The sequence below is a fragment of the Enterobacter cloacae complex sp. SHL001 genome (assembly GCF_049236825.1).
Lineage (GTDB): Bacteria > Pseudomonadota > Gammaproteobacteria > Enterobacterales > Enterobacteriaceae > Enterobacter > Enterobacter hormaechei_C.
This window is the reverse complement of record NZ_JBMKIP010000002.1, coordinates 178,157-203,527: the sequence shown is the minus strand read 5'-3', so window position 1 is coordinate 203,527 and position 25,371 is coordinate 178,157. Positions and strand designations below refer to the sequence as shown.

28 protein-coding genes and 3 tRNA genes are annotated in these 25,371 nt (G+C 52.6%); 14 read left to right on the top strand and 17 right to left on the bottom strand.

The genetic code is table 11. The annotated features are described in order from the left end of the window. Positions 1-7: 7 nt before the first annotated feature. Together araF and ACOTYH_RS06480 are read right to left on the bottom strand one after the other, a co-directional pair. A complete protein-coding gene (gene araF, locus ACOTYH_RS06485) occupies positions 8-997 on the bottom strand; it encodes an arabinose ABC transporter substrate-binding protein AraF (protein ID WP_421637628.1) in 990 nt (329 codons plus the stop codon). A gap of 316 nt (positions 998-1,313) precedes the next feature. Then, positions 1,314-1,871, bottom strand: a complete 558-nt coding sequence (locus ACOTYH_RS06480; protein WP_063138383.1) for a DJ-1 family glyoxalase III — start codon at positions 1,869-1,871, stop codon at positions 1,314-1,316. Between the two features lie 503 nt (positions 1,872-2,374). Here ACOTYH_RS06480 and ACOTYH_RS06475 point away from each other — a divergent pair. Continuing rightward, positions 2,375-2,878: a non-heme ferritin-like protein gene (locus tag ACOTYH_RS06475; RefSeq protein ID WP_017384424.1), complete on the top strand. Its 504-nt coding sequence runs from the start codon at positions 2,375-2,377 to the stop codon at positions 2,876-2,878. Positions 2,879-3,454: 576 nt separating this feature from the next. After that, entirely contained in the window at positions 3,455-4,798 is a 1,344-nt protein-coding gene (locus tag ACOTYH_RS06470) for an anaerobic C4-dicarboxylate transporter (RefSeq protein WP_421637627.1), read from the top strand. 80 nt (positions 4,799-4,878) lie between these two features. Here the strand turns inward: ACOTYH_RS06470 and ACOTYH_RS06465 are convergent, their stop codons facing one another. Both ACOTYH_RS06465 and azuC read right to left on the bottom strand, forming a co-directional pair. Further along, on the bottom strand, positions 4,879-5,130 hold the full coding sequence (locus ACOTYH_RS06465; protein ID WP_003859683.1) for a DUF2766 family protein: 252 nt from the start codon (positions 5,128-5,130) through the stop codon (positions 4,879-4,881). 106 nt (positions 5,131-5,236) lie between these two features. Beyond that, positions 5,237-5,320, bottom strand: a complete 84-nt coding sequence (gene azuC, locus ACOTYH_RS06460) for a stress response protein AzuC (RefSeq protein ID WP_003859682.1) — start codon at positions 5,318-5,320, stop codon at positions 5,237-5,239. Positions 5,321-5,534: 214 nt separating this feature from the next. Between azuC and ACOTYH_RS06455 the strand changes: the two genes are divergently transcribed. Beyond that, positions 5,535-6,953 carry an MFS transporter gene (locus ACOTYH_RS06455; protein WP_421637626.1) on the top strand — a complete coding sequence of 473 codons (1,419 nt, stop codon included), beginning with the start codon at positions 5,535-5,537 and terminating at the stop codon, positions 6,951-6,953. Between the two features lie 42 nt (positions 6,954-6,995). Here the strand turns inward: ACOTYH_RS06455 and ACOTYH_RS06450 are convergent, their stop codons facing one another. Next, positions 6,996-7,634, bottom strand: a complete 639-nt coding sequence (locus ACOTYH_RS06450) for an RpiB/LacA/LacB family sugar-phosphate isomerase (RefSeq protein ID WP_003859680.1) — start codon at positions 7,632-7,634, stop codon at positions 6,996-6,998. A 245-nt stretch (positions 7,635-7,879) separates the two neighbouring features. Between ACOTYH_RS06450 and yecR the strand changes: the two genes are divergently transcribed. Beyond that, complete coding sequence (yecR, locus tag ACOTYH_RS06445; protein WP_062937920.1) at positions 7,880-8,218, top strand: YecR family lipoprotein; 339 nt, start codon at positions 7,880-7,882, stop codon at positions 8,216-8,218. A 200-nt stretch (positions 8,219-8,418) separates the two neighbouring features. After that, positions 8,419-8,916 (top strand): non-heme ferritin, encoded by a 498-nt coding sequence (gene ftnA / locus ACOTYH_RS06440; protein ID WP_003859676.1) that lies wholly within the window; start codon positions 8,419-8,421, stop codon positions 8,914-8,916. Positions 8,917-8,952: 36 nt separating this feature from the next. Here ftnA and ACOTYH_RS06435 read toward each other — a convergent pair whose 3' ends face one another. Continuing rightward, positions 8,953-9,189 (bottom strand): YecH family metal-binding protein, encoded by a 237-nt coding sequence (locus tag ACOTYH_RS06435; protein ID WP_003859673.1) that lies wholly within the window; start codon positions 9,187-9,189, stop codon positions 8,953-8,955. Positions 9,190-9,380: 191 nt separating this feature from the next. Here ACOTYH_RS06435 and tyrP point away from each other — a divergent pair, with 191 nt between their 5' ends. Next, positions 9,381-10,592 carry a tyrosine transporter TyrP gene (tyrP, locus tag ACOTYH_RS06430; protein WP_086625876.1) on the top strand — a complete coding sequence of 404 codons (1,212 nt, stop codon included), beginning with the start codon at positions 9,381-9,383 and terminating at the stop codon, positions 10,590-10,592. A 316-nt stretch (positions 10,593-10,908) separates the two neighbouring features. Here tyrP and ACOTYH_RS06425 read toward each other — a convergent pair whose 3' ends face one another. After that, positions 10,909-11,577, bottom strand: coding sequence for a YecA family protein (locus tag ACOTYH_RS06425; protein ID WP_086625858.1), 669 nt, complete (start codon positions 11,575-11,577; stop codon positions 10,909-10,911). A 411-nt stretch (positions 11,578-11,988) separates the two neighbouring features. Between ACOTYH_RS06425 and ACOTYH_RS06420 the strand changes: the two genes are divergently transcribed. The 6 genes from ACOTYH_RS06420 (at position 11,989) to ACOTYH_RS06395 (ending at position 17,600) form a co-directional block, all read left to right on the top strand. Continuing rightward, complete coding sequence (locus ACOTYH_RS06420) at positions 11,989-13,110, top strand: branched-chain amino acid ABC transporter substrate-binding protein (RefSeq protein ID WP_003859669.1); 1,122 nt, start codon at positions 11,989-11,991, stop codon at positions 13,108-13,110. 68 nt (positions 13,111-13,178) lie between these two features. Next, a complete protein-coding gene (locus ACOTYH_RS06415; protein WP_003859667.1) occupies positions 13,179-14,093 on the top strand; it encodes an ABC transporter permease subunit in 915 nt (304 codons plus the stop codon). A gap of 11 nt (positions 14,094-14,104) precedes the next feature. Next, positions 14,105-15,379: a high-affinity branched-chain amino acid ABC transporter permease LivM gene (gene livM, locus ACOTYH_RS06410; protein WP_062937922.1), complete on the top strand. Its 1,275-nt coding sequence runs from the start codon at positions 14,105-14,107 to the stop codon at positions 15,377-15,379. Continuing rightward, entirely contained in the window at positions 15,376-16,251 is an 876-nt protein-coding gene (locus tag ACOTYH_RS06405) for an ATP-binding cassette domain-containing protein (RefSeq protein ID WP_421637625.1), read from the top strand. The genes livM and ACOTYH_RS06405 overlap by 4 nt, the downstream gene beginning before the upstream one ends. Next, entirely contained in the window at positions 16,248-16,964 is a 717-nt protein-coding gene (locus tag ACOTYH_RS06400) for an ABC transporter ATP-binding protein (RefSeq protein WP_058688579.1), read from the top strand. Before ACOTYH_RS06405 ends, ACOTYH_RS06400 begins: the two co-directional genes overlap by 4 nt. A gap of 165 nt (positions 16,965-17,129) precedes the next feature. After that, on the top strand, positions 17,130-17,600 hold the full coding sequence (locus tag ACOTYH_RS06395; RefSeq protein ID WP_421637624.1) for a hypothetical protein: 471 nt from the start codon (positions 17,130-17,132) through the stop codon (positions 17,598-17,600). 5 nt (positions 17,601-17,605) lie between these two features. Here ACOTYH_RS06395 and ACOTYH_RS06390 read toward each other — a convergent pair whose 3' ends face one another. The 9 genes from ACOTYH_RS06390 to uvrY form a co-directional block, all read right to left on the bottom strand. Beyond that, positions 17,606-18,532: a LysR substrate-binding domain-containing protein gene (locus ACOTYH_RS06390; RefSeq protein WP_421637623.1), complete on the bottom strand. Its 927-nt coding sequence runs from the start codon at positions 18,530-18,532 to the stop codon at positions 17,606-17,608. Positions 18,533-18,561: 29 nt separating this feature from the next. After that, entirely contained in the window at positions 18,562-18,885 is a 324-nt protein-coding gene (locus ACOTYH_RS06385) for a hypothetical protein (protein WP_017384434.1), read from the bottom strand. Between the two features lie 2 nt (positions 18,886-18,887). Then, complete coding sequence (locus ACOTYH_RS06380; protein WP_421637622.1) at positions 18,888-19,643, bottom strand: DUF4225 domain-containing protein; 756 nt, start codon at positions 19,641-19,643, stop codon at positions 18,888-18,890. 548 nt (positions 19,644-20,191) lie between these two features. After that, positions 20,192-20,278 (bottom strand) — tRNA-Leu (locus ACOTYH_RS06375). A gap of 11 nt (positions 20,279-20,289) precedes the next feature. Further along, positions 20,290-20,363 (bottom strand) — tRNA-Cys (locus ACOTYH_RS06370). Between the two features lie 51 nt (positions 20,364-20,414). After that, positions 20,415-20,490, bottom strand: a tRNA-Gly gene (locus tag ACOTYH_RS06365). A gap of 163 nt (positions 20,491-20,653) precedes the next feature. Beyond that, complete coding sequence (gene pgsA, locus ACOTYH_RS06360) at positions 20,654-21,202, bottom strand: CDP-diacylglycerol--glycerol-3-phosphate 3-phosphatidyltransferase (RefSeq protein ID WP_003859652.1); 549 nt, start codon at positions 21,200-21,202, stop codon at positions 20,654-20,656. 56 nt (positions 21,203-21,258) lie between these two features. Beyond that, a complete protein-coding gene (gene uvrC / locus ACOTYH_RS06355; RefSeq protein ID WP_421637621.1) occupies positions 21,259-23,091 on the bottom strand; it encodes an excinuclease ABC subunit UvrC in 1,833 nt (610 codons plus the stop codon). After that, on the bottom strand, positions 23,088-23,744 hold the full coding sequence (gene uvrY, locus ACOTYH_RS06350; protein ID WP_017384478.1) for a UvrY/SirA/GacA family response regulator transcription factor: 657 nt from the start codon (positions 23,742-23,744) through the stop codon (positions 23,088-23,090). Before uvrY ends, uvrC begins: the two co-directional genes overlap by 4 nt. 397 nt (positions 23,745-24,141) lie before the next feature. On the opposite strand from uvrY, the gene ACOTYH_RS06345 reads away from it, so the two are divergent. Next, complete coding sequence (locus ACOTYH_RS06345) at positions 24,142-24,222, top strand: hypothetical protein (RefSeq protein WP_418235935.1); 81 nt, start codon at positions 24,142-24,144, stop codon at positions 24,220-24,222. Then, positions 24,209-24,433 carry a DUF2594 family protein gene (locus tag ACOTYH_RS06340; RefSeq protein ID WP_003859644.1) on the top strand — a complete coding sequence of 75 codons (225 nt, stop codon included), beginning with the start codon at positions 24,209-24,211 and terminating at the stop codon, positions 24,431-24,433. Before ACOTYH_RS06345 ends, ACOTYH_RS06340 begins: the two co-directional genes overlap by 14 nt. Before the next feature lie 64 nt (positions 24,434-24,497). On the opposite strand, the gene sdiA is transcribed toward ACOTYH_RS06340, so the two are convergent. Continuing rightward, positions 24,498-25,220: a transcriptional regulator SdiA gene (gene sdiA / locus ACOTYH_RS06335; protein WP_017384479.1), complete on the bottom strand. Its 723-nt coding sequence runs from the start codon at positions 25,218-25,220 to the stop codon at positions 24,498-24,500. Positions 25,221-25,371 lie beyond the last annotated feature (151 nt).

Here is a 25,371-nt window from a genome sequence, read left to right as displayed (position 1 = left end):
CAGCATATTACTTACCGCCCAGTCCTTTTTTCGCCAGCTCCTCTTTGAAGTTATCGCGGGTGATCAGCACCACATCGGTCACTTCGGTGAATTTCGGCGGCTCAACCCCTTTGGTCACCCAGTTGTAGAGCATTTCGCTGGATTTATAACCGTGGACATCCGGGCTTGGCAGCAGAGAGCCATAGAAGCCGGTCGCCTGCGCTTTAGACAGTTCGCTCACGGCGTCAACGCCGTTGATGCCGATCCCGATCACGTCCGGTGCTTTAAAGCCCTGGCCTTCCGCTGCACGCACGCCGCCCAGTACGGTGTTGTCGTTCATCCCCACCACCAGCCAGTGCTTCACTTCCGGATGCTGGACGAGCATGGAGTTCGCCGCATCAAAGGCGCCCGGAATATCGTTGGATTTGGTCGGAACTTTGTAGATCTGTTTTTCCGGGAAGCCAGCCGCTTTCAGGGCGTCCATGGACCCGGTGGTACGACGACGGGCGGTGTCCAGCTCGTCAGCGGTAATGGCCATCACGGCGGTCTCTTTGACATCCCAGCCGCGTTTTTGCATCTCTTTGTAGAGCTCCTGGCCCTGACGCTCACCGATTTTAGTGGCCGCCATCATTACCAGCGGAACGGTATCCATTGGTTTACCTTTGGCGTTCACGAACTGATCGTCCACCGCAATCACTTTCATGTCGTAACCGCGCGCTTTCGCGGCAATCGCTGACCCCAGTTTTGGATCCGGCGTACAGATAACGAAACCTTTCGCGCCGCTGGCCGCCAGGCTATCAATGGCGTTCAGCGTTTTCTCACCGTCAGGTACGGCGATTTTAATTACCTCAAATCCCAAATCTTTTCCGGCTTTATCAGCAAATTTCCATTCGGTCTGGAACCACGGCTCTTCCGGCTGTTTAACCAGAAAACCGAGCTTTAAATTTTCAGCGATAGCGGATTGTGACATAACGGCAGCCAGGCCGATGGCCGCCAGCGCTTTAGTAAATTTGTGCATGGTAAACTCCAGCTTTAGCATTCTTATCTGTAGGGAATAATGGCGAACGACTTATTTAATCGGACTTAAAACAAGGCATTAGCGCTTACCTCGTCATAAGCGTTATTGCTGGAGATAGTTTTAGCGGGAAATTAATCATCCATAAGAGAGCAACATCACACCGCAGAATTACAGTAATTGCGTACATAAATTCAGCGGAAAATGACATAAAAAAGGACGTAATTGTCCTACAAATGGAAAGGAGTTAAGCAGGATTATCCATAAGGTCAGCTAAGTAATCCCTGTAACCCGGACGCCTTAGCGCCCGGCAGAAAAATTACCAGCGGTAATAGATGTGTTCAGCATGATCGCGCACGGGGGCGTCGTCACCCAACAGACGAGCAGAGAGCGTCAGCGCAAAGTCAAAAGCGTGCCCCAGCCCCTTGCCGCTGATGAGGTTATTATCCACCACGACCGGCGCATCTACATATACTCCATCATCAACGCTCTGCCAGAGATCGCCGGAACAGACGTAGCGACGCCCCTTCAGTAGCCCGTTACCGCCCAGCACCCGCGCGGCCGCAGAGCAGATCGGGCAGATGAGTTTGCCCTGCTCGTCATGGGCGGAAACAAAGCGGAGCACCTCCTGGCTAGCCGCAAGATTGACGCTCCCCTGCGGCCCACCGGGCAACACGACTGCGTCATACAGCGTATTAATGCGCTCCGTTAACGTACTGTCAGCCACCATGGGGATATTGTGGTAACTCACTACCGCACGGGACTCCGCACAGGCCAGCGTCTCCACCTCAATCTGTAAACGCCGCAGAATATCAATCGTGATAATCGCTTCTGCTTCTTCAAAACCGGGTGCCAGCAGCACCGCAACGTTAGCCATCATAAACCTCAACGAATGAAACGATGTAAAACAGTGTTTCATTTTCACTCTTTATCAGATCACAATCTTGCGACGCGATCACAGAACCGTATATTGAGTGAAAATTGATTTAGCTCAAATTTGATACGACAGGATATATTTGCAGATATTATTTCTGATTTAACACTTTTACAGAATTTCCCGCCAAAGAACGTTTCCTGAAACGATAAAAATGAGCGATATTAATTTCACACCCATTAAAATCAACAAGTTATATTAAATACAATCTCTTAACCCTCTTTCTATTCTGGGCTATATTTAAATTTGTAATGTATGGTAAACACAGCCTTATTAAGAGTTTTCTTAAGTCAAAGAGAAGCGTATGCTTATTTAAATCGAACACAGGAAGTGAATTTTCGAGTTTTTTACCTTGCAGAAATCTATTTCTGCCATTCAATCGTCAATACCTGCCGGGTCAGGTTAAGTAGCGGACATCAAGTCCCACAGTCAATAAGGATATGAGAATGACTACCCAAACGATGATGCAAAAACTGAATGCCCAGATGAACCTGGAGTTTTATGCTTCAAATCTGCATCTGCATTTGAGCGCGTGGTGTTCCAGAAAAAGCCTCAACGGCACTGCCACCTTCTTTCGTACTCAGGCGCAAAGTAACGTCACGCACATGATGCGCGTCTTTAACTTTTTGAAAGCTGTCGGGGCAAACCCTACCGTCAAAGAGCTTGAAACGATTGAAGATAATTACACTTCTCTGGAAGAACTGTTTCAGAAAACGCTCGAAGAGTATGAGCAACGCTGTGCGAAGCTGAGCAAACTGGCTGATGAAGCCAAAGCGCAACGGGACATCATTACCCTCAAGTTTTTACGTGATATGGACAGAGAGCAGCAGCAGGATGGCATGCTGCTGAAGACGCTCGCAGATGAAATCCGCAACGCGAAACGCGCGGGGATTTGTCTGGAGCAGACGGACCGCCATCTTCTCGACATTGCTACCGTGCAACACCACTAAGTCCTTCACCCGCTCCCGTCAGGGCTGAGAGTTCCCCACAAAATAATGCCTGCACAGACGGCCCCCTCTCCCTTGAGGGAGAGGGCTGGGGTGAGGGGGAACATACGGCTCTGGTGGTCATTCCATTGACTTTATGTTCCTTGCTACTCTGTCACGGCATAACCGGTGAACGTGCCAGGGTGGCTCAGTCGCCACCACCCTGGCGACCCGGGCTTCCGGCGGAAAATCGCCGCATCGCGGTACCTTCGGCTTATTCCTACCGGCTTATCGGGGACGGGCGGAGGTAACATCCCTGTAAAGCCCGCCCTCTCGGCGCATCCCTGCGCCTCGCCCCGGCCTACAGGAAACGCCTCAGCGATTTACAGCCGGACCGAGGCATCGCTGAAAGCCTTCAGTTATTCTGAAGGCAACGTTATCGCTTTTGCTTTCAAATTACTGGGGATCCCTCAGCCCGTCAGGGAGTGGGTACCAACTCCCTGCTTTTGCTGACATTTAACAAATCAGATCTTGCTCCCAATGAATAACCATACATCGTGTAATGATTTGTTTAATTACATTCATTAACGAGGGAGCATCATGATCACCATTGAGTTTATTGTCATTATCCTCTGCCTGCTGATAGGCACCCGCTTCGGCGGGATGGGCCTGGGGCTGATAAGCGGCATCGGCCTGTTTGTTTTGAGTTTTGTCTTTGGTCTGCAACCCGGTAAACCGCCGGTTGACGTGATGCTCACGATCCTCGCCGTCATCGGCTGTGCGGCCACGCTACAGACCGCCGGTGGCCTGAATGTAATGATGCAGTTTGCAGAGCGCCTGCTGCGTAAACATCCCCAGCACATCACCCTTCTCGCACCGTTTACCACCTGGATGTTGACCTTCCTGTGCGGGACCGGGCACGTCGTCTACACCATGTTTCCCATTATCGCGGATATCGCCCTGAAAAAAGGCATACGCCCGGAACGGCCGATGGCGGTGGCCTCGGTGGCATCTCAGATGGCGATCACCGCCTCCCCCGTTTCCGTGGCCGTCGTTTCGCTGGTCTCGATTCTTGGTGCGCAGCACGGTATCGGCCACGCGTGGGGGATCCTTGAAATTCTTGCGGTCTCCGTACCGGCCTCACTGTCTGGCGTCGCCATTGCGGCACTGTGGAGCTTGCGTCGCGGGAAAAACCTCGCAGACGATCCTGAATTTCAGGAAAAGCTGAAAGATCCGAAACAGCGGGAGTTTATCTATGGAGGAACGGAGACGTTGATGGATCAACGTTTCCCGAAACAGGCCTACTGGTCCACGTGGATCTTCTTCGCCGGGATTGCCGTAGTGGTCCTGCTGGGTGCGCTGCCCGAGCTGCGTCCGGCGTTTGAGATCAAAGGGAAAATGACAGCCCTGTCGATGAACCTTGTCATTCAAATGATGATGCTGATCGCCGGGGCCATCATGCTGATGACCTGCAAGGTTAATGCGTCGGCCATTTCAAACGGGGCGGTATTTAAGGCGGGGATGGTCGCGATTTTCTCGGTGTTTGGCGTGGCGTGGATGAGCGATACCTTTTTTCAGGCGCATCTCTACGAGCTGAAAATGGCGCTGGAGGGGGTGGTGAAAAGTCATCCCTGGACGTATGCCATCGTGCTGTTCCTGGTATCAAAACTGGTCAACAGCCAGGCTGCGGCCTTGACCGCGGTCGCCCCGATGGGGTTGATGCTGGGCATCGATCCGAAAATGCTGGTGGCCTTCTTCCCGGCATCCTACGGCTACTTTGTGCTGCCCACCTATCCGAGCGATCTGGCCTGTATCGGGTTCGATCGCTCCGGCACCACCCGCATCGGTAAATTCATCATCAACCACAGCTTTATTCTGCCGGGGCTGATTGGCGTCAGCTGTGCCTGCGTGGTGAGCTATCTGCTGGTGCAGACGTTCTTCTGATCCTTCTGCGGGCGACAGGCTCTGTCGCCCTTCGACGTAAAAGCAGAAAAGAGTTTCTAATTTTAAAACATCGGTTTATTTTAGTGTGACTCACCCTGCGGTGTGAAGCGGAGTTCAATCAGCGCAATCGCTTTCTGGATCGCGCGGAGCGTAACCGGGTCCGCCGCAGCAGGATGGTTGGTGAAATCGATGTTTTTCAGCTGGGTCGACATCTTTTCGCGTACCTCAACCGGCGCGATAACGTCAATCACATCAAGGATTTGTTTGATAACCAGCTGGCAGGCGACGACGTCAGATACCAGTTCCTGATCGGCGCTCAGGTTTTGTGACATGGGGTTCTCCTTATTCAAAGGCCGCCATAGTAGCAAAACAGACGCCCTTCCATCTCCCTCTCGTCGTCCGCAGACATAAAAAAACCTGCCGAAGCAGGTTTTTTTATCAGAACATCGCACCCGGTGGGACGTCTTTAAACGTTGTGCAGTAGTTTGCCCACATGCTTTTCAGGATTTTGCGCAGTTTCATTATGTTGCTCCAGTAACGTGTTATGCAGGTGTTATTGTCAATACGCTTATAATATGACCACCATCACAAAAATCAACCATTTTGTGACCTGAGTCACGGTTATTAAACCCTCAGTGCTGCTGGTTTGTTAAAAAAAGCCATGATAAATCCGCACGTTACAGGCTTATAAATTCCAGTAAATGTTTATAAAATTTTTTGAGCGGGCAGGAAGAGAATGAGTGAAAACGTATCCGGCAAAGAGAGCCGTGGATTATCGCCTGCGGCGCTGCTGGTGGCCGGTGCTTTCTTTATGGAGTTTCTGGATGGGACGGTGATCGCCACCGCGTTGCCGGATATGGCAAAAAGCTTCGGCGACCAGGCGGTGGATCTGAATATCGGCATCAGCGCCTATCTGATCACCCTGGCCGTACTGATCCCCGCCAGCGGCTGGATCGCCGACCGCTTCGGCGCGCGAAAAGTGTTTGCCCTCGCGCTGGCGATCTTCACGCTGGCCTCGGTATTTTGCGGCCTGTCCACCACGCTCGATCAGTTCGTTGCGATGCGCGTCCTCCAGGGCATGGGTGGCGCGCTGATGGTGCCCGTAGGTCGCCTGGCCGTGCTACGCACAACGCCAAAACATCAGCTCATCACGGCAATCGCCACCCTGACGTGGCCTGCGCTGGTCGCGCCGATCATCGGCCCGCCGCTGGGTGGGTTCATTACCAGCTATGCCGACTGGCGCTGGATCTTCTTTATTAACGTGCCGCTGGGGATAATCGCCATTTTGCTGGCGCTGCGCATCATTCCAGACCTGCATGAAGATACGCGCCGACCGTTTGATTTACCGGGTTTTGTTGTCACCACCCTTGCTATGGTGAGCCTGGTTTATGCGATGGAGTTGATGGGCGCAGAGCCTCTGCGAACAGGATTAACCGCCACGCTGTTTATCGTCGGTGTCGTCGCCTTAAGCCTGGCGCTGCGTCACTTTAAGCGGGCAACCTGGCCGATGATCAGGCTCGATGCGATGCAGGTGCCGACGTTTCGCGTCACCCTGTACGGCGGATCGCTGTTTCGCGCCTCCATCAGCGCGGTTCCGTTCCTGTTACCGCTGATGTTCCAGGTCGGCTTTGGCATGGACGCGTTCCATTCTGGCCTGCTGGTGCTGGCGGTTTTCGTTGGCAATCTCACCATTAAACCGGCGACGACGCCGCTTATCCGCAGCCTGGGGTTTAAGCGGCTGTTGCTGATTAACGGTGCGTTGAATGTCCTGGCGTTGCTGGCCTGCGCGTTTCTTACGCCGCAGACGCCCGCGTGGCTCATCATGCTGATCCTTTATCTGGGCGGCGTTTTCCGTTCGATTCAGTTTACAGCCATCAGTACGTTGGCTTTTGCGGATGTGCCATCGGCGCAGATGAGCTATGCCAATACTCTGTTTTCAACCGCAACGCAGCTTGCCGTGGGGCTTGGGATCACGCTCGGGGCGATTGGTGTTCGTATCGGGGGAAAAGTCAGTGAGGCGATGGGGGTTGCCGGTATGCCGGGAATGAGCTTCCGGCTGGCATTTGTGGCAATCGCGCTGATCTGCCTGGTGGGAATGGTTGACACGCTGCGTCTGACTAAAGATGCGGGCAGCGCGGTCTCATCGAAAAAGTAACACTATCTGCCGGGCAGGCAACGCACCGCCCGGCAAAGTAAATCAGCCAACAATACCGCGCACGAAGGCTTCAATCTCTTTGTCCTGGCAGTTCTCGAAGAAGCACTGCTGGAAGCGCTGGCCTGATACGGCGGTTTTAACCAGCTCAGGATCGATTGCTCGCAGGGTATCCAGATAGTTTTCTTTCACCACCGCCGCTTTCACCTGGTTCAGGATCCCGGCGTTACGCACCTGCGGCTCTTTACGCTCTGGTGGATAGCCTTCGCCATTGCGTCCGGTAAACGCTTTCTCAAAGATAAAGCGTACGTTCAGTTCTGCCCCCCAGCCGAAGCCCTTCGCAAACGGCAGAGAAAGCGCGTTACCGTTGTTGATTTGCGCAAACAGGAAAGCATCCGCAGGATCGATGCAGTAACCGCAAATCACACCCGGATGGATGTTCAGGGACATCAGCGCGCCCTGCCCGGTACCGCAGCCGGTAACAACAAAATCAACGGCTTTAGCGTTAAGCAGAATGCTCGCCATGATGCCCAGGTGAATATAGGTGAGATGATGATCGTTCTCATCACTCATACCGACGTTATAGACCGGAAAACCTTTCTCATCAGCAACGGCTTTCAGCTCATTAAGGATGATGGGATTCTTAGCGGCCTGGCTGTTTTCCATCATCAGTGCAATTTTCATCTTGTCTCTCCTGAATGCATGGCGGGCGATCCCGCTGTGGATACCTTTTCAACTTAACCTTACTATCAAACAAACGCACTTTCAAATTAAGTGAAAACTTGTTTTAAAAAACAAAGATGCGCTCACAATTTCGCGCGGTGGCCCGGCTCGTTGCACAGTGAGAGGGCAGATCCTCCGGCTATTCCAGCCATTGCGTACCATCGCGTTGGTTACAATGGCGTATTTCCCGTCACGCAGAGTGAACCATGAAACGTGTAATCATAGCCGGAACGATCCTGTTGCTCGCCGGGTGCAGTATCAACCGTCAGGCAGAAGTCAGCAGTACGGATGCCCCAAACGGAATTGTGCGCCTCGACTATGGCCAGGCCATGCTGCAAAACGCCTGGTCTGATGAGTATGTTAATAACGGTACGGCAACCAAAGCCTGTCAACATATGGGCTACGCCACTGCGTCAGCCTACGGGCAGCCAATTAATACCTGCACCCTGATCAGCGGTTCACTCTGTCTGAACGAAAGTGTGACCATTCAGTATAAATGTCAGGGATATGCTGTTACCTCTTCCAGCCAGAATCCGTGGTATTAACCGCTACTGCCAGTCACGCTGGCAGTTTATTTAATAAGAACTAAAACAATTCTCATTAATAAATATAAATGGCGGCAATGCGTTTTATTCCCATTCGTATTTTTAATAAAGAAATATTTATTTTACTTTTTGCAAATAATTAAATAACAAATTATAGTGTCGCTCATCGTGAACCAGAATTAATAAACCGGAGCTGCACCATGTTAAAAACTGAAATGATCGACAAGCTCAATGCGCAAATGAATCTTGAGCTTTTTTCTTCCCTGCTTTATCAGCAGATGAGCGCCTGGTGCAGCTATCACAGCTTTGAAGGGGCGGCCGCCTTCCTGCGTCGTCATGCCCAGGAAGAGATGACGCACATGCAGCGTCTGTTTGATTACCTGACGGACACCGGCAGCCTGCCGCGCATTGATAACGTGGCATCGCCTTTTGCCGAATACGGCTCTCTTGATGAACTGTTCCGCGCCACCTATGAGCATGAACAGCTGATCACCCAGAAAATTAATGAACTGGCTCATGCCGCCATGACCAGCCAGGATTATCCAACCTTTAATTTCCTTCAGTGGTATGTGGCTGAACAGCACGAAGAAGAGAAGCTGTTTAAATCCGTGCTGGATAAATTATCTCTGGCAGGTAAATCCGGGGAAGGTCTGTACTTCATTGATAAAGAGCTGTCGACGCTCGATACCCAGAATTAACAGAAAAGCGGTGCTGAGTTTTCAGCACCGCATTATTTAATGGCGGCAGATTTTACTTTCGTGAGTGGAAAATCCGTCTGCTGCCGGAATGAATTTTCCGCGCGCCGCCAGAAACGCCACCAGCTCCGCGGCCGTCATCTCCGAAGCTGAACAGGTATGGAAACGCGCCGCTTCGCCAAAGCGGGCATGTATCGCCTCAACCAGACTCTCCTCCGTATAGCGCTCACCTGACTCAATCATCATATTCAGCACGTCGTGTCCGTGAATTGACATGGTTACCTCTCGCAAATAAAAAGCAGACTAAACGTTCCCTCTACGGCACGCTTTGCGCTGGCGCAGGTTACCCTTTTCTTTTTGTAAATTAATTATTACACCCTATGTAACGGTGATTTGACGAGATGGTGCTTTTCCCTTACTCTGCGCCGCAGAATGAGTCGCGGTATGGAAGCGTTGTAGAGGAAAGCGTGAAGAACAGAACTCTGGGAAGTATTTTTATCGTCGCCGGAACGACAATTGGCGCAGGAATGTTGGCCATGCCGTTGGCTGCCGCCGGCGTCGGGTTTGGGGTTACCGTAGTGCTGCTGGGCGGTCTGTGGGCCCTGATGTGTTACACCGCGCTATTATTGCTGGAGGTTTATCAGCATGTCCCTGCCGATACTGGCTTAGGCTCCCTGGCTGCACGCTATCTTGGACGCTACGGGCAGTGGATCACCGGTTTCAGCATGATGTTCCTGATGTACGCCCTGACTGCCGCTTACATCAGCGGCGCCGGGGAGCTGATTGCGTCAAGTATCAATGACGGCTTCGGTGCGTCACTTTCACCGGAAACAGGCGCCATTGTCTTTACGCTGATCGGTGGCGGCGTGGTTTGTGCGGGCACATCGCTGGTCGATCTGTTTAACCGTTTTTTGTTCAGCGCCAAAATTCTCTTCCTGATTGTGATGCTGGTGCTGCTGGCACCGCATGTTCACAAGATTAACCTGCTCTCCCTCCCGCTGGAGAAAGGTCTGGCGCTTTCGGCCATCCCGGTTATTTTCACCTCCTTCGGTTTTCACGGCAGCGTGCCGAGCATCGTGAGCTATATGAACGGTGATATTCGCAAGCTGCGCCGCGTCTTTGTTATCGGCAGCGCCATTCCGTTGATTGCTTACCTGTTCTGGCAGCTGGTGACGCTGGGCAGTATTGATTCCAATACCTTTATCGGCCTGATGGCAGAGCATTCTGGTCTGAATGGATTCCTGGTTGCCCTGCGTAACGTGGTGGCCTCTTCACACGTGGAGCTGGCGGTACATCTGTTTGCAGACCTGGCGCTGGCAACCTCCTTCCTCGGCGTAGCGCTTGGCCTGTTTGACTATATGGCGGATCTGTTCCAGCGTCGCAATACCGTTGCCGGACGCTTACAGACGGGGGCGATGACCTTCCTGCCGCCGCTGGCCTTCGCGCTCTTTTACCCGCGCGGGTTTGTGATGGCGCTGGGGTATGCTGGCGTGGCATTATCGATTCTGGCCCTGCTGCTGCCTTCCCTGCTGGCGTGGAAGAGCCGCATGCAGCATCCGCAGCAGGGGTATCGCGTAGCGGGCGGTACGCCAATGCTGTGCGTGGTGTTTGGTTGTGGGGTGGTGATTATTCTGGTGCAGATTTTGATTGCAGCGGGGATGCTGCCGGAAGTGGGATAACTTATTTATACAGGTCCTGAGGTACTGTTCCGTTCACCTTAAGATCAACAGAATATAATTTTTTCACAGCATGTGAACGGGATAAGGGGGCCGCCGCGGCCCCCTTATCAATCCCCGCGGCCCCGCGGAAAATCGGTGCTTCGCACTGCGCTCACCTCCCGACCATCTGCCTGCGGTCGGCTCAACTCGACATCCTGTCTCGATTCGCCTCTGGCCGCCATCCATGGCGTCCAGCCCTTGTCATCTGGTCTCCGGTTCGCCGATTTTAGCGGGGACTCAACACCCGTGCCCCATTCAGGCTACAGTAATTAATGGTTTAATGCAGGCAACAGCTTTTAAACTTCTTCCCACTCCCGCACGGGCACGGATCGTTACGCCCCACCTTCGACCCGTTCACGATCGGCTTTTTCGCTTCCGGCTGCTGCGGGTTAGCCACCCAGTAGTTATACAAACGCAGCGCCGCAGGCTGAATGCTTTCGATGCTGGCCATGTACTCCTCTTCGGTCAGCGCATCCAGCTTCTCGCTGTTCTCTTCCGTCCCGTGCAGGGCAATCACCGCCAGGTCCGCTTCCAGCTCTTCCGGCAGGGATGACCAGTCCGTCAGCGCCACGCCGCGCATGTAGCCATAGCACCACTCTTCCACCACGGTATAGCTCTGACCGTCAACGTCGTTATAGCCAAACAGCGGTTCAAACTGATCCGGGTATTCGCTCAAACGCTCGGCAATATCGTTCATGTGCTTAAAGCAGAGATCGATAAAACGGTTCATCTCACGATCGTTTTTCCAGCGCGGAATATATTTCTCACCACCCCAGACCGCCACCAGCCAGGTGTCGGGCTCCACCACAACGGGACCGGAAAGTACTGCGGTAAGCATGCCGTCCAGTTCGGACACGTCAATCACGGATGCATCGTCGTGACCGTAAGAGATTAATGTCTCTTCCAGCCACGCCATCTCGCTTTCATTTAATGGGCCTTCAGCCATTGCTGATACTCCTGATAAAAAAAACGATCCTGACATATATCGCCGCGCGTGCCTATCTGAAGTTTAGGTCTTTATTGCTGCAAAAACGTGCAAATCGTGACCGTTGCACAACTTATGGGCTTTGTTGTTAAGGAGATGTGATCTCCGCTGTAAATTCATCTCATCCCGCAAAGGCGCATAAAACGGCGCTCTATACTCAACGTGTTGTGACCCGGTCAAGGGATTAACCATTCTGGCAACCTTTTTGCTTAATGTTCTGCGCGCTTCGCGGTGCGTGGGATCCTCGCCGTATTAAGCATGAGATTGCTTCTAAAGTGCATTTTGTTCTCGCTCTTGTTTTTGAATTTACGATGCCATCAGGCGTTCGGGTTTATACCTGGTGCAAAAACCTCTTTGCTAAGGAACATAATAATGTCGCTGAAATTTACCAAAACTCCCCTCTCCCTGGTGCTGGCCGGTTGTCTGGTGACGGCCTTTTCCGCGCAGGCCGATATCGTCATCGGCGTGGCCGGGCCGTTCACAGGCCCGAACGCAACCTATGGCGATCAATACTGGCATGGCGCTACGCAGGCGGCGGAAGACATTAACGCCGCTGGCGGGATCAACGGTGAGAAAATCAAACTGGTTCAGGGCGACGACGCCTGCGAGCCCAAACAGGCCGTCGCCGTTGCCAACCGCTTAGTCGATCAGGATAAGGTGAAAGCGGTCGTCGGCCACTTCTGCTCCTCGTCGACCATGCCCGCCTCCGAGGTCTACAGCGATGCCGGGATCCTCTCCATCACCCCCGGCTCAACGAACCCGCTTATTACCGAACGTGGCATGAGCGATATATTTCGCATGTGCGGACGTGACGACCAGCAGGGCCAGGTCGCCAGCGATTTCATTCTTGATAAGCTGAAAGCCAAACGGGTGGTCATCATCCACGATAAAGACACCTACGGCCAGGGGCTGGCGGACGCCACTAAGGCGGCGCTGGCGAAACGCGGCGTGAAGGAGGTGATGTACGAAGGGTTATCCCGCGGGGAGAAAGACTTTAACGCGCTGGTGACCAAAATTGGCGCACAAAAACCGGACGTGGTGTTCTTCGGGGGCTGTCACCCGGAAGCGGGTCCGCTGGTTCGCCAGATGCGTGAACAGGGCGTGCAGGCGAAGTTCTTCTCGGGAGACTGTATCGTCAATGAAGAGATGGTCACCGCCGCCGGTGGGGCGCAGTACACCAACGGTATTTACATGACCTTCGGTAAAGATCCGCGCCTGATCCCGGACGGAAAAGCCGTCATCGAGAAATTCCGCACCGGTAAATTTGAACCTGAAGGATACACCCTCTACGCCTACGCGTCTGTGCAGGCTATCGCGGCGGCATTCAAGGCCACGAAAGGGACGGATTCCGCAAAAGCCAGCGAGTGGCTGAAGGCCAACCCTGTCGACACGGTGATGGGTAAAAAAGCCTGGGACAGCAAAGGTGACCTCAAAGTCTCTGACTACGTGGTCTACCAGTGGGATGACAAAGGCAAATATAAAGAAGTGCCATAACGGGACGGAATCTGCTCAGCGCCGGCAGGTCTGACTGTCGGCGTAACCCTTTATTCAGGTGCGCGACCATGAGTACATTCTTCCTGCAACAATTAATTAATGGCTTAACGCTGGGTTCGGTCTACGGTCTTATCGCCATCGGCTACACCATGGTGTACGGCATCATCGGTATGATCAATTTCGCCCATGGCGAAGTGTATATGATCTCCGCCTATCTCTCGGCCATTGGCCTGGCCCTGCTGGCGTTTTTTGGACTCCACTCCTTTCCGCTGCTGATCCTGGGGACGCTGGTTTTCACCATCGTGGTCACCGGCGTTTATGGCTGGACGATTGAGCGCATCGCCTATAAGCCGCTACGCAACTCGACGCGTCTGGCGCCGCTGATTTCGGCCATCGGGATGTCGTTGATACTGCAAAACTACGTCCAGCTCAGCCAGGGCCCGCGCCAGCAGGGCGTGCCTACCATGCTGGATGGCGTGCTGCGTTTTCACCTTGGCGAAGGGTTTGTCCAGATAACCTATACCAAAGTCTTTATTCTCATCGCCTCGTTCGCGGGCATGCTGGTGCTGACCTGGATTATCAACCGTACCCGCTTAGGACGCATGTGCCGTGCGGTGCAGCAGGATCGTAAGATGGCCTCCATTCTGGGTATCAACACCGACAGAATTATTTCGCTGGTGTTTGTTATCGGCGCAGCCATGGCCGGGCTGGCGGGCGTGCTGATCACCATGAATTACGGCACCTTTGATTTTTACGTCGGGTTCGTTATCGGCATCAAGGCCTTTACTGCGGCGGTGCTGGGTGGCATCGGCTCTCTGCCCGGTGCGATGCTTGGCGGGCTGATTCTGGGCGTCGCAGAAGCGCAATTCTCCGGGATGGTGAACTCGGATTATAAAGACGTGTTCTCGTTTGGATTGTTGGTCTTAATTCTGATCTTCCGTCCTCAGGGGCTGCTGGGCCGCCCCGTCGTGGCTAAAGTGTAAGGAACAACGCGATGACCTCTGACGGTTTTTCCCTGAAGCGCTGCATTCTGGACTCGATTTTTTCCGGAATGATCGCCCTGATTATTTTCGGTCCGATTGCGGGCGTGATACTGGATGGTTACAGCTTTACCTTTGACGGCCAGCGGCTGGCGTGGATTGTTGGCACGGTGATGTTGGGACGCTTTTTGCTGAGCGCGTTTTCAGCTACGGCGGCCGGAAGACGTTTACAGGCGCGGTTTGAATCCAACAATGCGGGGGTGTATGTCCGGCCGCCGGCGTATAAAAGCCGCATGCGCTGGATCATTCCGCTGATTGTCACGCTGGCGATCTGCTTCCCGTTTGTGGCCACTAAATACGTTCTGACGGTTGCCATTCTCGGACTGATCTACGTCCTGCTCGGTCTTGGGCTGAACATTGTTGTTGGCCTGGCAGGGCTGCTGGATCTGGGTTATGTCGCCTTCTATGCCATCGGCGCTTACGGGCTGGCGCTCGGGTATCAGTATCTGGGGCTTGGGTTCTGGAGCATGCTGCCGCTGGCGGCGCTAATGGCCGCGGGCGCGGGCGCCCTGCTCGGCTTTCCAGTGCTGCGCATGCACGGGGATTATCTCGCCATCGTCACGCTCGGGTTTGGCGAGATCATCCGCCTGGTGCTGAACAACTGGCTCACCTTCACCGGCGGGCCTAACGGCGTTTCAGCCCCTGCCCCGACCTTTTTTGGCCTGGAGTTTGGCCGACGCGCCAAAGAAGGCGGCGTCCCCTTCCACGAGTTCTTCGGCCTGACCTATAACCCCAACTTGAAGTTTATCTTCATCTATGCGGTGCTGTTCCTGGTAGTCATGCTGGTGCTGTACATTAAACACCGGCTGACCCGAATGCCCATTGGACGGGCGTGGGAAGCGCTCCGTGAGGATGAGATTGCCTGCCGTTCAATGGGGCTAAATCACGTTCTGGTCAAACTCTCGGCCTTCACCCTGGGCGCATCGACGGCAGGTATCGCCGGGGTGTTTTTTGCCACCTACCAGGGGTTTGTAAACCCGACCTCTTTCACCTTTTTTGAATCGGCCCTGATCCTCGCCATTGTGGTCCTGGGCGGGATGGGCTCCACCGTCGGCGTCGTACTGGCCGCCTTTGTGCTGACCGTCACGCCGGAACTGCTGCGCAGCTTTGCGGAATATCGCGTGCTGCTGTTTGGCATGCTGATGGTGGTGATGATGATCTGGCGTCCTCGCGGTCTGATCCGCATCAACCGCAGCGGATTTGCCGTGCGTAAAGGAGTGGCGCCATGAACGCAACGATTTTATGTGTAGAACATCTGATGATGCACTTCGGCGGGATCAAGGCCTTAAACGACGTCAATCTTGAGGTGCAGCGCGGCTCCATTACCGCACTCATTGGGCCTAACGGCGCGGGAAAAACGACCGTCTTTAACTGCCTGACCGGTTTCTACCGGGCCTCCGGCGGCAACATTCTGTTCAATGCACGAAATAAAACCACCAATGTCATTCAGGTGCTCGGCCAGAAATTCCAGCCGGGCGACTGGCTCAACCCGGCGCAGCTTGGTCAACGCCTGTTCTATAAGATGTTTGGCGGCACGCATCTGGTGAACCGCGCGGGTCTTGCGCGCACGTTTCAGAACATCCGCCTGTTCCGCGAGATGTCCGTTGTGGAAAACCTGCTGGTGGCACAGCACATGCGCGTCAACCGCAATCTGCTGGCGGGGGTGCTGAACACCCCTGCGTATCGTCGCTCAGAGAACGATGCGCTGGACCGGGCGTTTTACTGGCTGGAGGTGGTGGATCTGGTGGATTGCGCGAACCGTCTGGCCGGGGAAATGTCCTATGGCCAGCAACGACGCCTCGAAATCGCCCGCGCCATGTGTACCGGCCCGGAGATGATTTGTCTCGATGAACCTGCTGCCGGCCTGAACCCGGTGGAAACGCACAAGCTGAGTGAGATCATCCGGTTCCTGCGCGACCACCATGACATCACGGTTCTGCTGATCGAGCATGATATGGGGATGGTGATGGGCATTTCAGATGACATCATTGTGCTCGATCATGGCGATGTGATTGCCAGAGGTAAACCGGCTGAAATCCAGCACAATGAAAAAGTGATTGCCGCGTATCTGGGCACCGACGAAAGCGAGGTAAATCTGTGAGCGAACCGATGCTTCAGTTTCAGGATGTGGATGTTTTCTACGGGGTGATCCAGGCGTTGAAGCAGGTTTCGCTTGAGGTTAACAAAGGGGAAACCGTGGCCCTGATTGGCGCTAACGGCGCGGGGAAGTCAACATTACTGATGTCTGTCTTTGGTCAGCCCCGGATCCGCAACGGGCAGATCCTCTTCTGCGGCGAGGATATCAGCCACAAATCCACCCACTATGTTGCCACCGGCGGCATCGCGCAGGCACCTGAGGGACGACGCATTTTCCCGGATATGTCTGTAGAAGAGAACCTGCTGATGGGGACAATCCCCGTCGGCAATCAGCATGCAGCGGAAGATATGCAAAGCATGTTCGACCTCTTCCCCCGCCTCAAGGAGCGACGTTACCAGCGGGCGATGACGCTCTCCGGCGGTGAACAGCAGATGCTGGCTATCGCCCGCGCGCTGATGAGCCGTCCTAAACTTCTGCTGCTGGATGAACCCAGCCTCGGCCTCGCGCCAATCGTGGTTAAACAGATTTTCCAGACGCTGCGCGAACTGGCCCGTAACGGAATGACGATTTTTCTGGTCGAGCAGAATGCGCACCACGCGCTGAAGTTGTCCGACCGCGGCTATGTGATGGTTAACGGGCAGATTCGGTTAAGCGGCAGCGGCGAGGCGTTGCTGAAGGATCCGGAGGTGAGGAAGGCGTATCTGGGTGGCGTGTGAAACGAAAAGGCTATAGTGAGAAAAACTCACAGTGATTGCGATTATTAATCGTTTTTCAAAAACGCACGCCTTCCAATATTATCCTCTCGACCTACCCGGACGGTGGGCCAATTAAAACATTCAGGCGCAAACTGAATAGTCATAATGAGAGGAACCGGGGCAAACATGACACTTGATGCTTTATTTCAGTTAATGAAAATTATATCGCCATCTGAAACCCCATCAGGTGGCGATTTAGCGAATTTTATGACCATGCTTATCTCCACCAAAAATCATTCTGACGCCCTGTTACCGTTTTCGCAGCGCGCGTATATGCTTTCAGTTGCCTATAGCGATCCCCAAAAAGCAGCTGCGTTGCTTTCATCCTGTCAGCCCGAAGCAGGCAACCCTCTCCCGCTGCTCAATTTCTCTGGCTGGCCGGACGTGCGTTACGCCACTTCTGGTGAATTACAGACGCCGGAGTCTGAGGACTATTTTAACAAGATTTCGCCTGCCGCCACGCTATTACGCGCGGCAATTATTGACGCTGAACAGCAGAAAAACACGCCAGCATTTTATATTCTGGATAAGGTGCTCAACCTGAACAGCGCTTTGCCAGAACGTTATAAAAAGATGGCAAATATATCTTATTCATAACGGTATTAATAAATCCGACTGTCATCGTATGCCAGATAATCGATATCCAGCGCCGGAACGACCGGGGTATGGTTTTGCAGCCAGGCCAGAAGATGCTGAATGCTCTCTCTTTTGAGTGAATTTTTTGGCCAGACGAGGTAGTAGCCATCCCCCGTCGCGATAGCTTCCCTGAAAGGCAGGCCCAGCAGGCCACTTTTCAGGGCATCAAGCGTGAGATGCAGGTCGGCGATAGCGATGCCGTGCCCGTTCATCGCGGCAATACTTCCCTGTTCAAGGGTATCGAACACCATACCGCTGCTCATATCGAGCCCCGGGAACAATCCTGTTCTTCGCAGCCAGCGCCGCCAGTCACGTCTGCCCGGTGAAGGATGGATCAGATCGCATTGCGGAAGCCGCTGCCGGGCCGGTTCGATAAGTGATGGAGTACAAACCGGGATAAGCCATTCATGAAATAGCAGTTGGCTTTCCGTTGTGTCACCAAAACGCCCATTGCCGAGAAGAATGGCCCAATCGTAGGGCTCAAGATTGAAATCAACGGTGTCAATGTCCATCCAGACGCTGGCAATCTCAACCTGTGGTTTTGCATGGTTGTTGCGAAAAGATCGCAGCACGTCGAGAAGCCATCTCATGGTCAGGGTACTGGGTGCTTTAAGCCGCAGCAGGTGGTTTTCACTACGAAATACCCGGCAGGCCCATTCAATGCTCGTGAAGCTTTCGTTCAGCTGCCCGGCAAGCACTCGCCCGGCTTCAGTGACCTCCACCCGAGGACCTTGCCTTTTGAAAAGCTCGCAGTCGAACCACAGTTCAAGGGTACGAACATGTCTGCTGACCGCGCCCGGCGTAATATTGAGCGTTTCAGCGGCTTTACTGAAGGAGTTCAACCGCGCAGCAACTTCAAACGCACGCAGTGCATACAATGGCGGTAAAGACATAGCGTCCCTTAAATGAAAATTTCATTATGCTAAAACTTGTTCCGGGGCAACGCCAGCAAGTAAATTATGGAGAAACACAATGATCCCCAATATACCGAGTCATATCGATAGGGGTCAAAATCGATATGCAAAAAGCTGCGGACAAACTCGTAGCCATTAGCAAAGATGTTTATCTGAACGGCTGCAACAGCGATTACAAACACCATATATGCGATAAATAGCGGGTATTTACGCAGCCTGTTAACTTTTAGTTTACCGAGATAAAGCAGGAAAAAAATTGCCACAGATACAACAAAATACACGATAGCAGGCCAAACAGGTGGATGAAGCGAAAATTCTAATTCTTGTGACATAATCAATTCTCTTTAGCTATATGGTACATCTGCCAACCCGTAATACTCCCACTGGTCAAATCCAGCGCCATTGCGGTTTTAGACGCTTCTTGCCAACCTCTGATATAATCGGATTGGATATTGTGGAATAAACTCCAGGACTTTTCTCTGGGGCCCAAAACCTTTCTGCCCGCACCATATGCTGATAAAGAGAGATCAACGACGCCATAGACTAAGTCTGCCTGGTTATTACCATAACCTAACTTCGTAGCAGCAAATCTATATGCATCTCTCAGGGTTCCTGATTGTTCTTCACGGAAAAGGAGATAATAGCCATTTTCGTACATATTATTTAAACCATGAGCGATCATAGGGGCGCCGTACGCAGCACATGCCAGACCCAGCGAACCAACACATAAACTAGCGCCCCCATAAACTTGTGCGCCACCGGCGACGAAGCCAATCTGTTTGAGCGCGATGGTTGTCGTTGTCGTCCGATTTATTTCGACAACTATGTATATCTTCGCTCGGTTAAAAGTAAGCAGCTCATCCTGTTCATGGAGGTGCCGTATCTGTTCATCAAGGATATGTGTCCCCCCAGAATAGGTAAGACAATGGGATTCAATCTCTCTTTTCAAATTCCCCACAAGCTGTTGGATTTCAAAAAACAGATTTGAAGTGCCATAAAGTATATGCTTTGCGGCGATTTGCTCTGCGAGCAGCTCAATTTCACGGATTTTATGCTCAAAATGACTTTTATCACGATTATGATTATACATTCCACCTCCATGTTACAAATGATGATCATCAATACTACATGCGTTTAGACGACATTCAATAGTCGTTTACATATATGCGTTTGCAGCAGCTAAGAGGTGAAATTTCTTATACAAAGTGCACACGGCCACATCGTGCATTATCGCCACATGCTTTTATACCCGGCGCTTACAGTCAGATGATTGGGCAGTAAGTGACAATGCTGTACGGCGGCACTGCCTCAGTTCGTCCACCTGTTGTACCAGTTTCCGTTCGCTTTGCCCGAGGCATTCCCGTTTTCATACCCTCTGCGTACCTACCTACACAGCTTTCTGAGAAGCTTTTATGCGCTGGTCGGTTCACTACCGTTCCGCTTATTTTTCATTTAAAAAACCAGTTCACATCCTGGACGTTTGAGAGCTTGTCGCCGGAGAGCCATGTTAAAGTTGTCCCTGTGCCGGGCTGGAAAATAAGATTTGTTGTCAGGAAGGGGGGATTGCAGGCACAAAAAAACCACCTTTCGGTGGTTTCACGACACTGCTTATTGCTTTGATTATTCTGCTTTTTCCCATGGTAGCCGGAGTGGGACTTGAACCCACACAGCGCGAACGCCGAGGGATTTTAAATCCCTTGTGTCTACCGATTCCACCATCCGGCCAGGGAAGAAAGTGGAGGCGCGTTCCGGAGTCGAACCGGACTAGACGGATTTGCAATCCGCTACATAACCGCTTTGCTAACGCGCCTTAAATCTGTTGTCTTTCGACCTGCACCCGCAAACTGCCGATGCATTAATCTGGAGCGGGAAACGAGACTCGAACTCGCGACCCCGACCTTGGCAAGGTCGTGCTCTACCAACTGAGCTATTCCCGCATGTCATCAAGTAACTATTTAACTACTTCCTAACCACTTGATTTCATTATCGTCCGGCTAACTGTGCCGCCGTTCGATGCGTTGCATTCTACTGATATGACGTTTTGAGTCAACGTTATTTTTTGCATCTCAGGATCGTTTGCTGAAAATTAAGCCGAAACGATCACTGTTCAAGCAAATCACCGCGCGCAGCGTTCAAATATTGCAGCATTGACCACAGCGTCAGCACCGCCGCAACCCACAGCAGACCAATGCCGGCCCACTCTACCCAGGCATTCGGACGCCACAGCATCCATACCAGCGCCGCCATCTGTGCGGTGGTTTTAACTTTACCGATCCAGGACACCGCCACGCTGCTGCGTTTACCCAGCTCCGCCATCCACTCGCGCAGGGCAGAGATAATAATCTCACGGCCAATCATGGTCGCGGCAGGCAGCGTTACCCACCAGGTATGATAATGTTCCGCCACCAGCACCATCGCGATTGCCACCATCACCTTATCCGCAACCGGATCGAGGAACGCGCCAAAGCGGGTACTCTGGTTCCAGCGACGCGCCAGATAACCATCAAACCAGTCCGTAACGGCAGCGATCAGGAAAATCAGCGCACAGGCAAAAGGCGCCCAGACGACCGGCAGGTAAAATGCCAGGACGAAGAACGGAATGAGCACAACGCGAAAAAGAGTGAGCAACGTAGGGATATTAAATCGCATGATGACGGTAACTGTCTGTTGTCAGTAAAATTTAGCTCTATGTTGCTACAGAGCCCTCAATGTTTCAACGAGTAGTAGATCTTTTCTGCCAGCCCTTGCGAAATACCCGGCACTTTTGCAATTTCTTCCATACTGGCGTTGAGTAATCCTTGCAATCCGCCCATATACTTCAACAGCATCTGGCGACGTTTTGGCCCGACGCCTTCAATCGTCTCAAGGGTACTGGTATTTTTCACTTTCGCCCGTTTTTTACGGTGCCCACTGATGGCGTGATCGTGCGACTCATCGCGGATATGCTGGATCACATGCAGCGCAGGGGAATCCGGCGGCAAGCTAAAGCCCTCGCCTTCCGGCTCAAAGAACAGCGTTTCCAGGCCAGCCTTACGATCTGCCCCTTTCGCTACCCCTAGCAGCAGCGGATGGTTCTTATCCCACTCCACGTCGAGCGATTCAAATACCGCCTTCGCCTGCCCCAACTGCCCTTTCCCGCCGTCGATAAGGATAACGTCCGGGATTTTGCTCTCTTCAATCGCTTTACCATAGCGACGGCGCAGCACCTGGTTCATGGCGGCATAATCGTCACCGGGCGTAATGCCAGTGATGTTATAGCGACGATACTCTGCCCGCAGCGGACCGTTGGCATCAAAGACCACACACGACGCCACGGTCTGCTCACCCATCGTATGGCTGATGTCGAAGCATTCCATGCGTTTCACTTCCGGCAGCTTAAGCAGCGTAGCAAGCGCGGTTAAACGCTGGCTGACGGTCGACTGCTGGGACAGTTTGGTGGTCAGCGCCGTGGCGGCATTGGTTCGCGCCAGCTTCAGATAACGCGCGCGATCGCCGCGCGGTTTCGTCTGAACATTCACCCGGCGGCCTGCCAGCTCTGAAAGCGACTCCGCCAGCAGGGTTTTATCATCGAGCGCGAAGTCGAGCAGGATCTCCGAGGGCAGCGTACGCATCTGACTGCCCTGCAAATAAAACTGGCCGACGAAGGTCTCCACCACTTCACCCAGCTCAGTGCCGCCCGGCACTTTCGGGAAGTAGCTGCGGCTGCCGAGCACTTTGCCCTGACGAATAAAAAGCACATGAACGCAGGCCAGACCGGCGTCAAAGGCTACACCGATAACATCGAGGTCGTCGCCCGTATTGGAAACAAACTGCTTCTCGGTCACCCTGCGCACCGCCTGAATCTGGTCGCGGATGCGTGCGGCCTCCTCAAATTCCAGCGCCGCGCTGGCTTTTTCCATACGGGCAATCAGTTGCGTCAGCACCTGATCGTCTTTCCCGGCTAAAAACAGGCGGACATATTCCACCTGCTGCGCGTACTCTTCTTCGCTCACCAGCCCTTCAACGCACGGCCCCAGGCAGCGGCCAATCTGATATTGCAGGCATGGCCGGGAGCGGTTGCGATAAACGCTATTTTCGCACTGGCGAACAGGAAAGATTTTTTGCAAAAGCGCCAGCGTTTCCCGCACGGCATAACCGTTCGGGAACGGGCCGAAATATTCACCTTTCGCATGCTTAGCGCCACGATGCATCGCCAGCCGCGGGTGCGTGTCGCCGCTCAGGAAGATAAACGGATAGGATTTGTCATCGCGCAGCAGAACGTTGTAGCGCGGCTGATACAACTTAATGTAGTTGTGCTCAAGGAGCAGCGCTTCCGTTTCCGTATGCGTTATGGTGACATCAATGTTGTGTATTAGTGCGACCAGCGCTTCGGTTTTACGGGAGGCAAGGTTGCTGCGGAAATAGCTGGAAAGGCGTTTCTTCAGATCTTTCGCCTTACCAACATAGATAACCGTACCGCCAGCATCGTACATACGGTAGACGCCTGGCTGGCTGGTGACGGTTTTCAGAAATGCTTTTGAATCGAACGCTTCACTCACTGACTTATTAACGACTCCGCATTGCACAAACCATGGCGAATGGCCAGGTGAGTCAGTTCGACATCACCGTGAATGTTCAGTTTACTGAACATTCGATAGCGATAGCTGTTGACCGTTTTTGGGCTGAGATTCAGCTGCTCTGAGATCTCATTCACCTTCTGACCTTTAGTGATCATCAGCATAATCTGCAATTCGCGCTCAGACAAACTGGCAAACGGAGATTCCGTTTTTTCCGGTTCAATCTGACTCAGCGCCATCTGTTGAGCAATATCAGAAGCGATGTAGCGCTGCCCGGCGTGTACGGTGCGGATCGCATTGACGACTTCCTGCGGCGCGGCGCCTTTACTGAGATACCCGGCAGCACCCGCCTGCATAACCCTGGCGGGCAGCGGATTTTCGGTATGGACGGTCAGCATGATAACTTTGGTATCAACGAACATGCGCGCGATTTTGCGCGTGGCTTCAAGCCCGCCAATACCGGGCATGTTCATATCCATCAGCACCACGTCTGCGGAGTTAGCGCGACACCATTTGACGGCATCTTCGCCACAACACGCCTCGCCGGCAACTTTAATACCCTTTATATCTTCAAGAATGCGTCGTATCCCTGCGCGCACCAGTTCGTGGTCATCAACAAGAAGGACGTTGATCAAAGGAAATGTCTCCAGAATAGGGATAACGCTACTGACTGCTAATTGGGTTTATATTAACGGTTTTCCATGCAAGATTAAAACGCTAAAAAATCGGCTATTCGATTCTTGTCTCGTTTTTGGAAATTAAGCTGTACAGTAAGTGGAAAGAAAACCCTTGCCCGCCGGGCTTTTACCGCTATTTTTTAGCATCGACATTCGAAAAGTTACTAAAACAGTTGTTAACTCAAACGAAAAAGAGCGCGCGATTTTTTGTAACAACAATTAACGAATGGCGAACCGGGGATAAACATTTAATTGTCGCTAACATATTGGACAGAGTACCTTCATAATCCGCGCCGCCCAATAATCACTGCGCGATAAGTATAAAAAACAACCACTGCATTTTTTGCCGTAGCTTGTGGTATACTCCGCCGCCTTAACTTTCATCGTCGCGCTCATGCGCTGTTTTATAATGAGGAAAATAAATGAGCACACCTGAATTTGCCACTGCCGAGAATAACCAGGAACTGGCACAGGAAGTAAACTGCCTGAAGTCGCTGCTGACGCTTATGCTACAGGCGATGGGCCAGGCTGATGCTGGTCGTGTGATCATTAAAATGGAAAAACAGATCGCGCAGATGGAAGACCAGGCGGAATCCGCTGTTTTTGCCAATACGGTTAAGCAAATTAAACAAGCCTACCGCCAGTAACAAAAACGGCTGGATGCAAAGCATTCAGCCGTTTTCTCGTCTGACACGCAGAACGTGATATCAGTCAGATAAGCCCCGTCGCCGCGGCATAACACGCTATCTGGATCTTATTCGGTGCGTTGAATTTCTTCTGCATATTCTTTTGATGGAAATTGACGGTATTTTCCGAGATGGAGAGAATGATGGCGATTTCTGCCGACGTCTTCCCTTCTGCGGTCCACTTCAGAATTTCCCGCTCACGCTTGCTGAATTTCATTTCAGGCGGCATCACCGTCTCATGTTCAAAGCGTAACAGTGTGGTGAGCGCCATCTGGACCAGCATTTGTAAACGCAGCTCAACTTCTTCACTGGATATCGAGTGTGCCTGTAAGCTGGTACATGACACGGAGAGGAAACCGAGCGCATGATTTGGCATCATCAGACACTGCGTTATTCCCTTGCGTAAACCGTGGTCCCGCGCGCCGTCCCATAATTGCTGGGCATCCGTGAATAATTCATCCGTCCAGGGCAAATGTCCCTGAATGAAATTCTCCGGCTTCAGCACCGGGTCAATGGCGAAATAATTCTCGGACTGATATTGCGCCATCCATTGTTGCGGATAACTGGAATGGACGGAGGTTCGCGGGCGGGTAAATGGCACAGGGTGTCGAACACAAAGCGCATAATAATCGAATTCAAGCGCCTGCGTTTGTCGCTGAAGTTCCTGATATACCTCTTCGGCACAGGTCATTTCCTGAAACCGGAGGAAGCATTCCCGTCGCCAGGTGAAAAAGTCTATATCCCTCATACTTACTGAATGAAGCCTCTGATAAAGATAATCATTATTATGGTGAATATAACCTAACACATAAAGCATGATTATTTATATAAAATATCGGCCACAGGCAGATTATCTTTAATTTGGCGATGGCTTATCCACATCAGGCGGAATAAAAAAG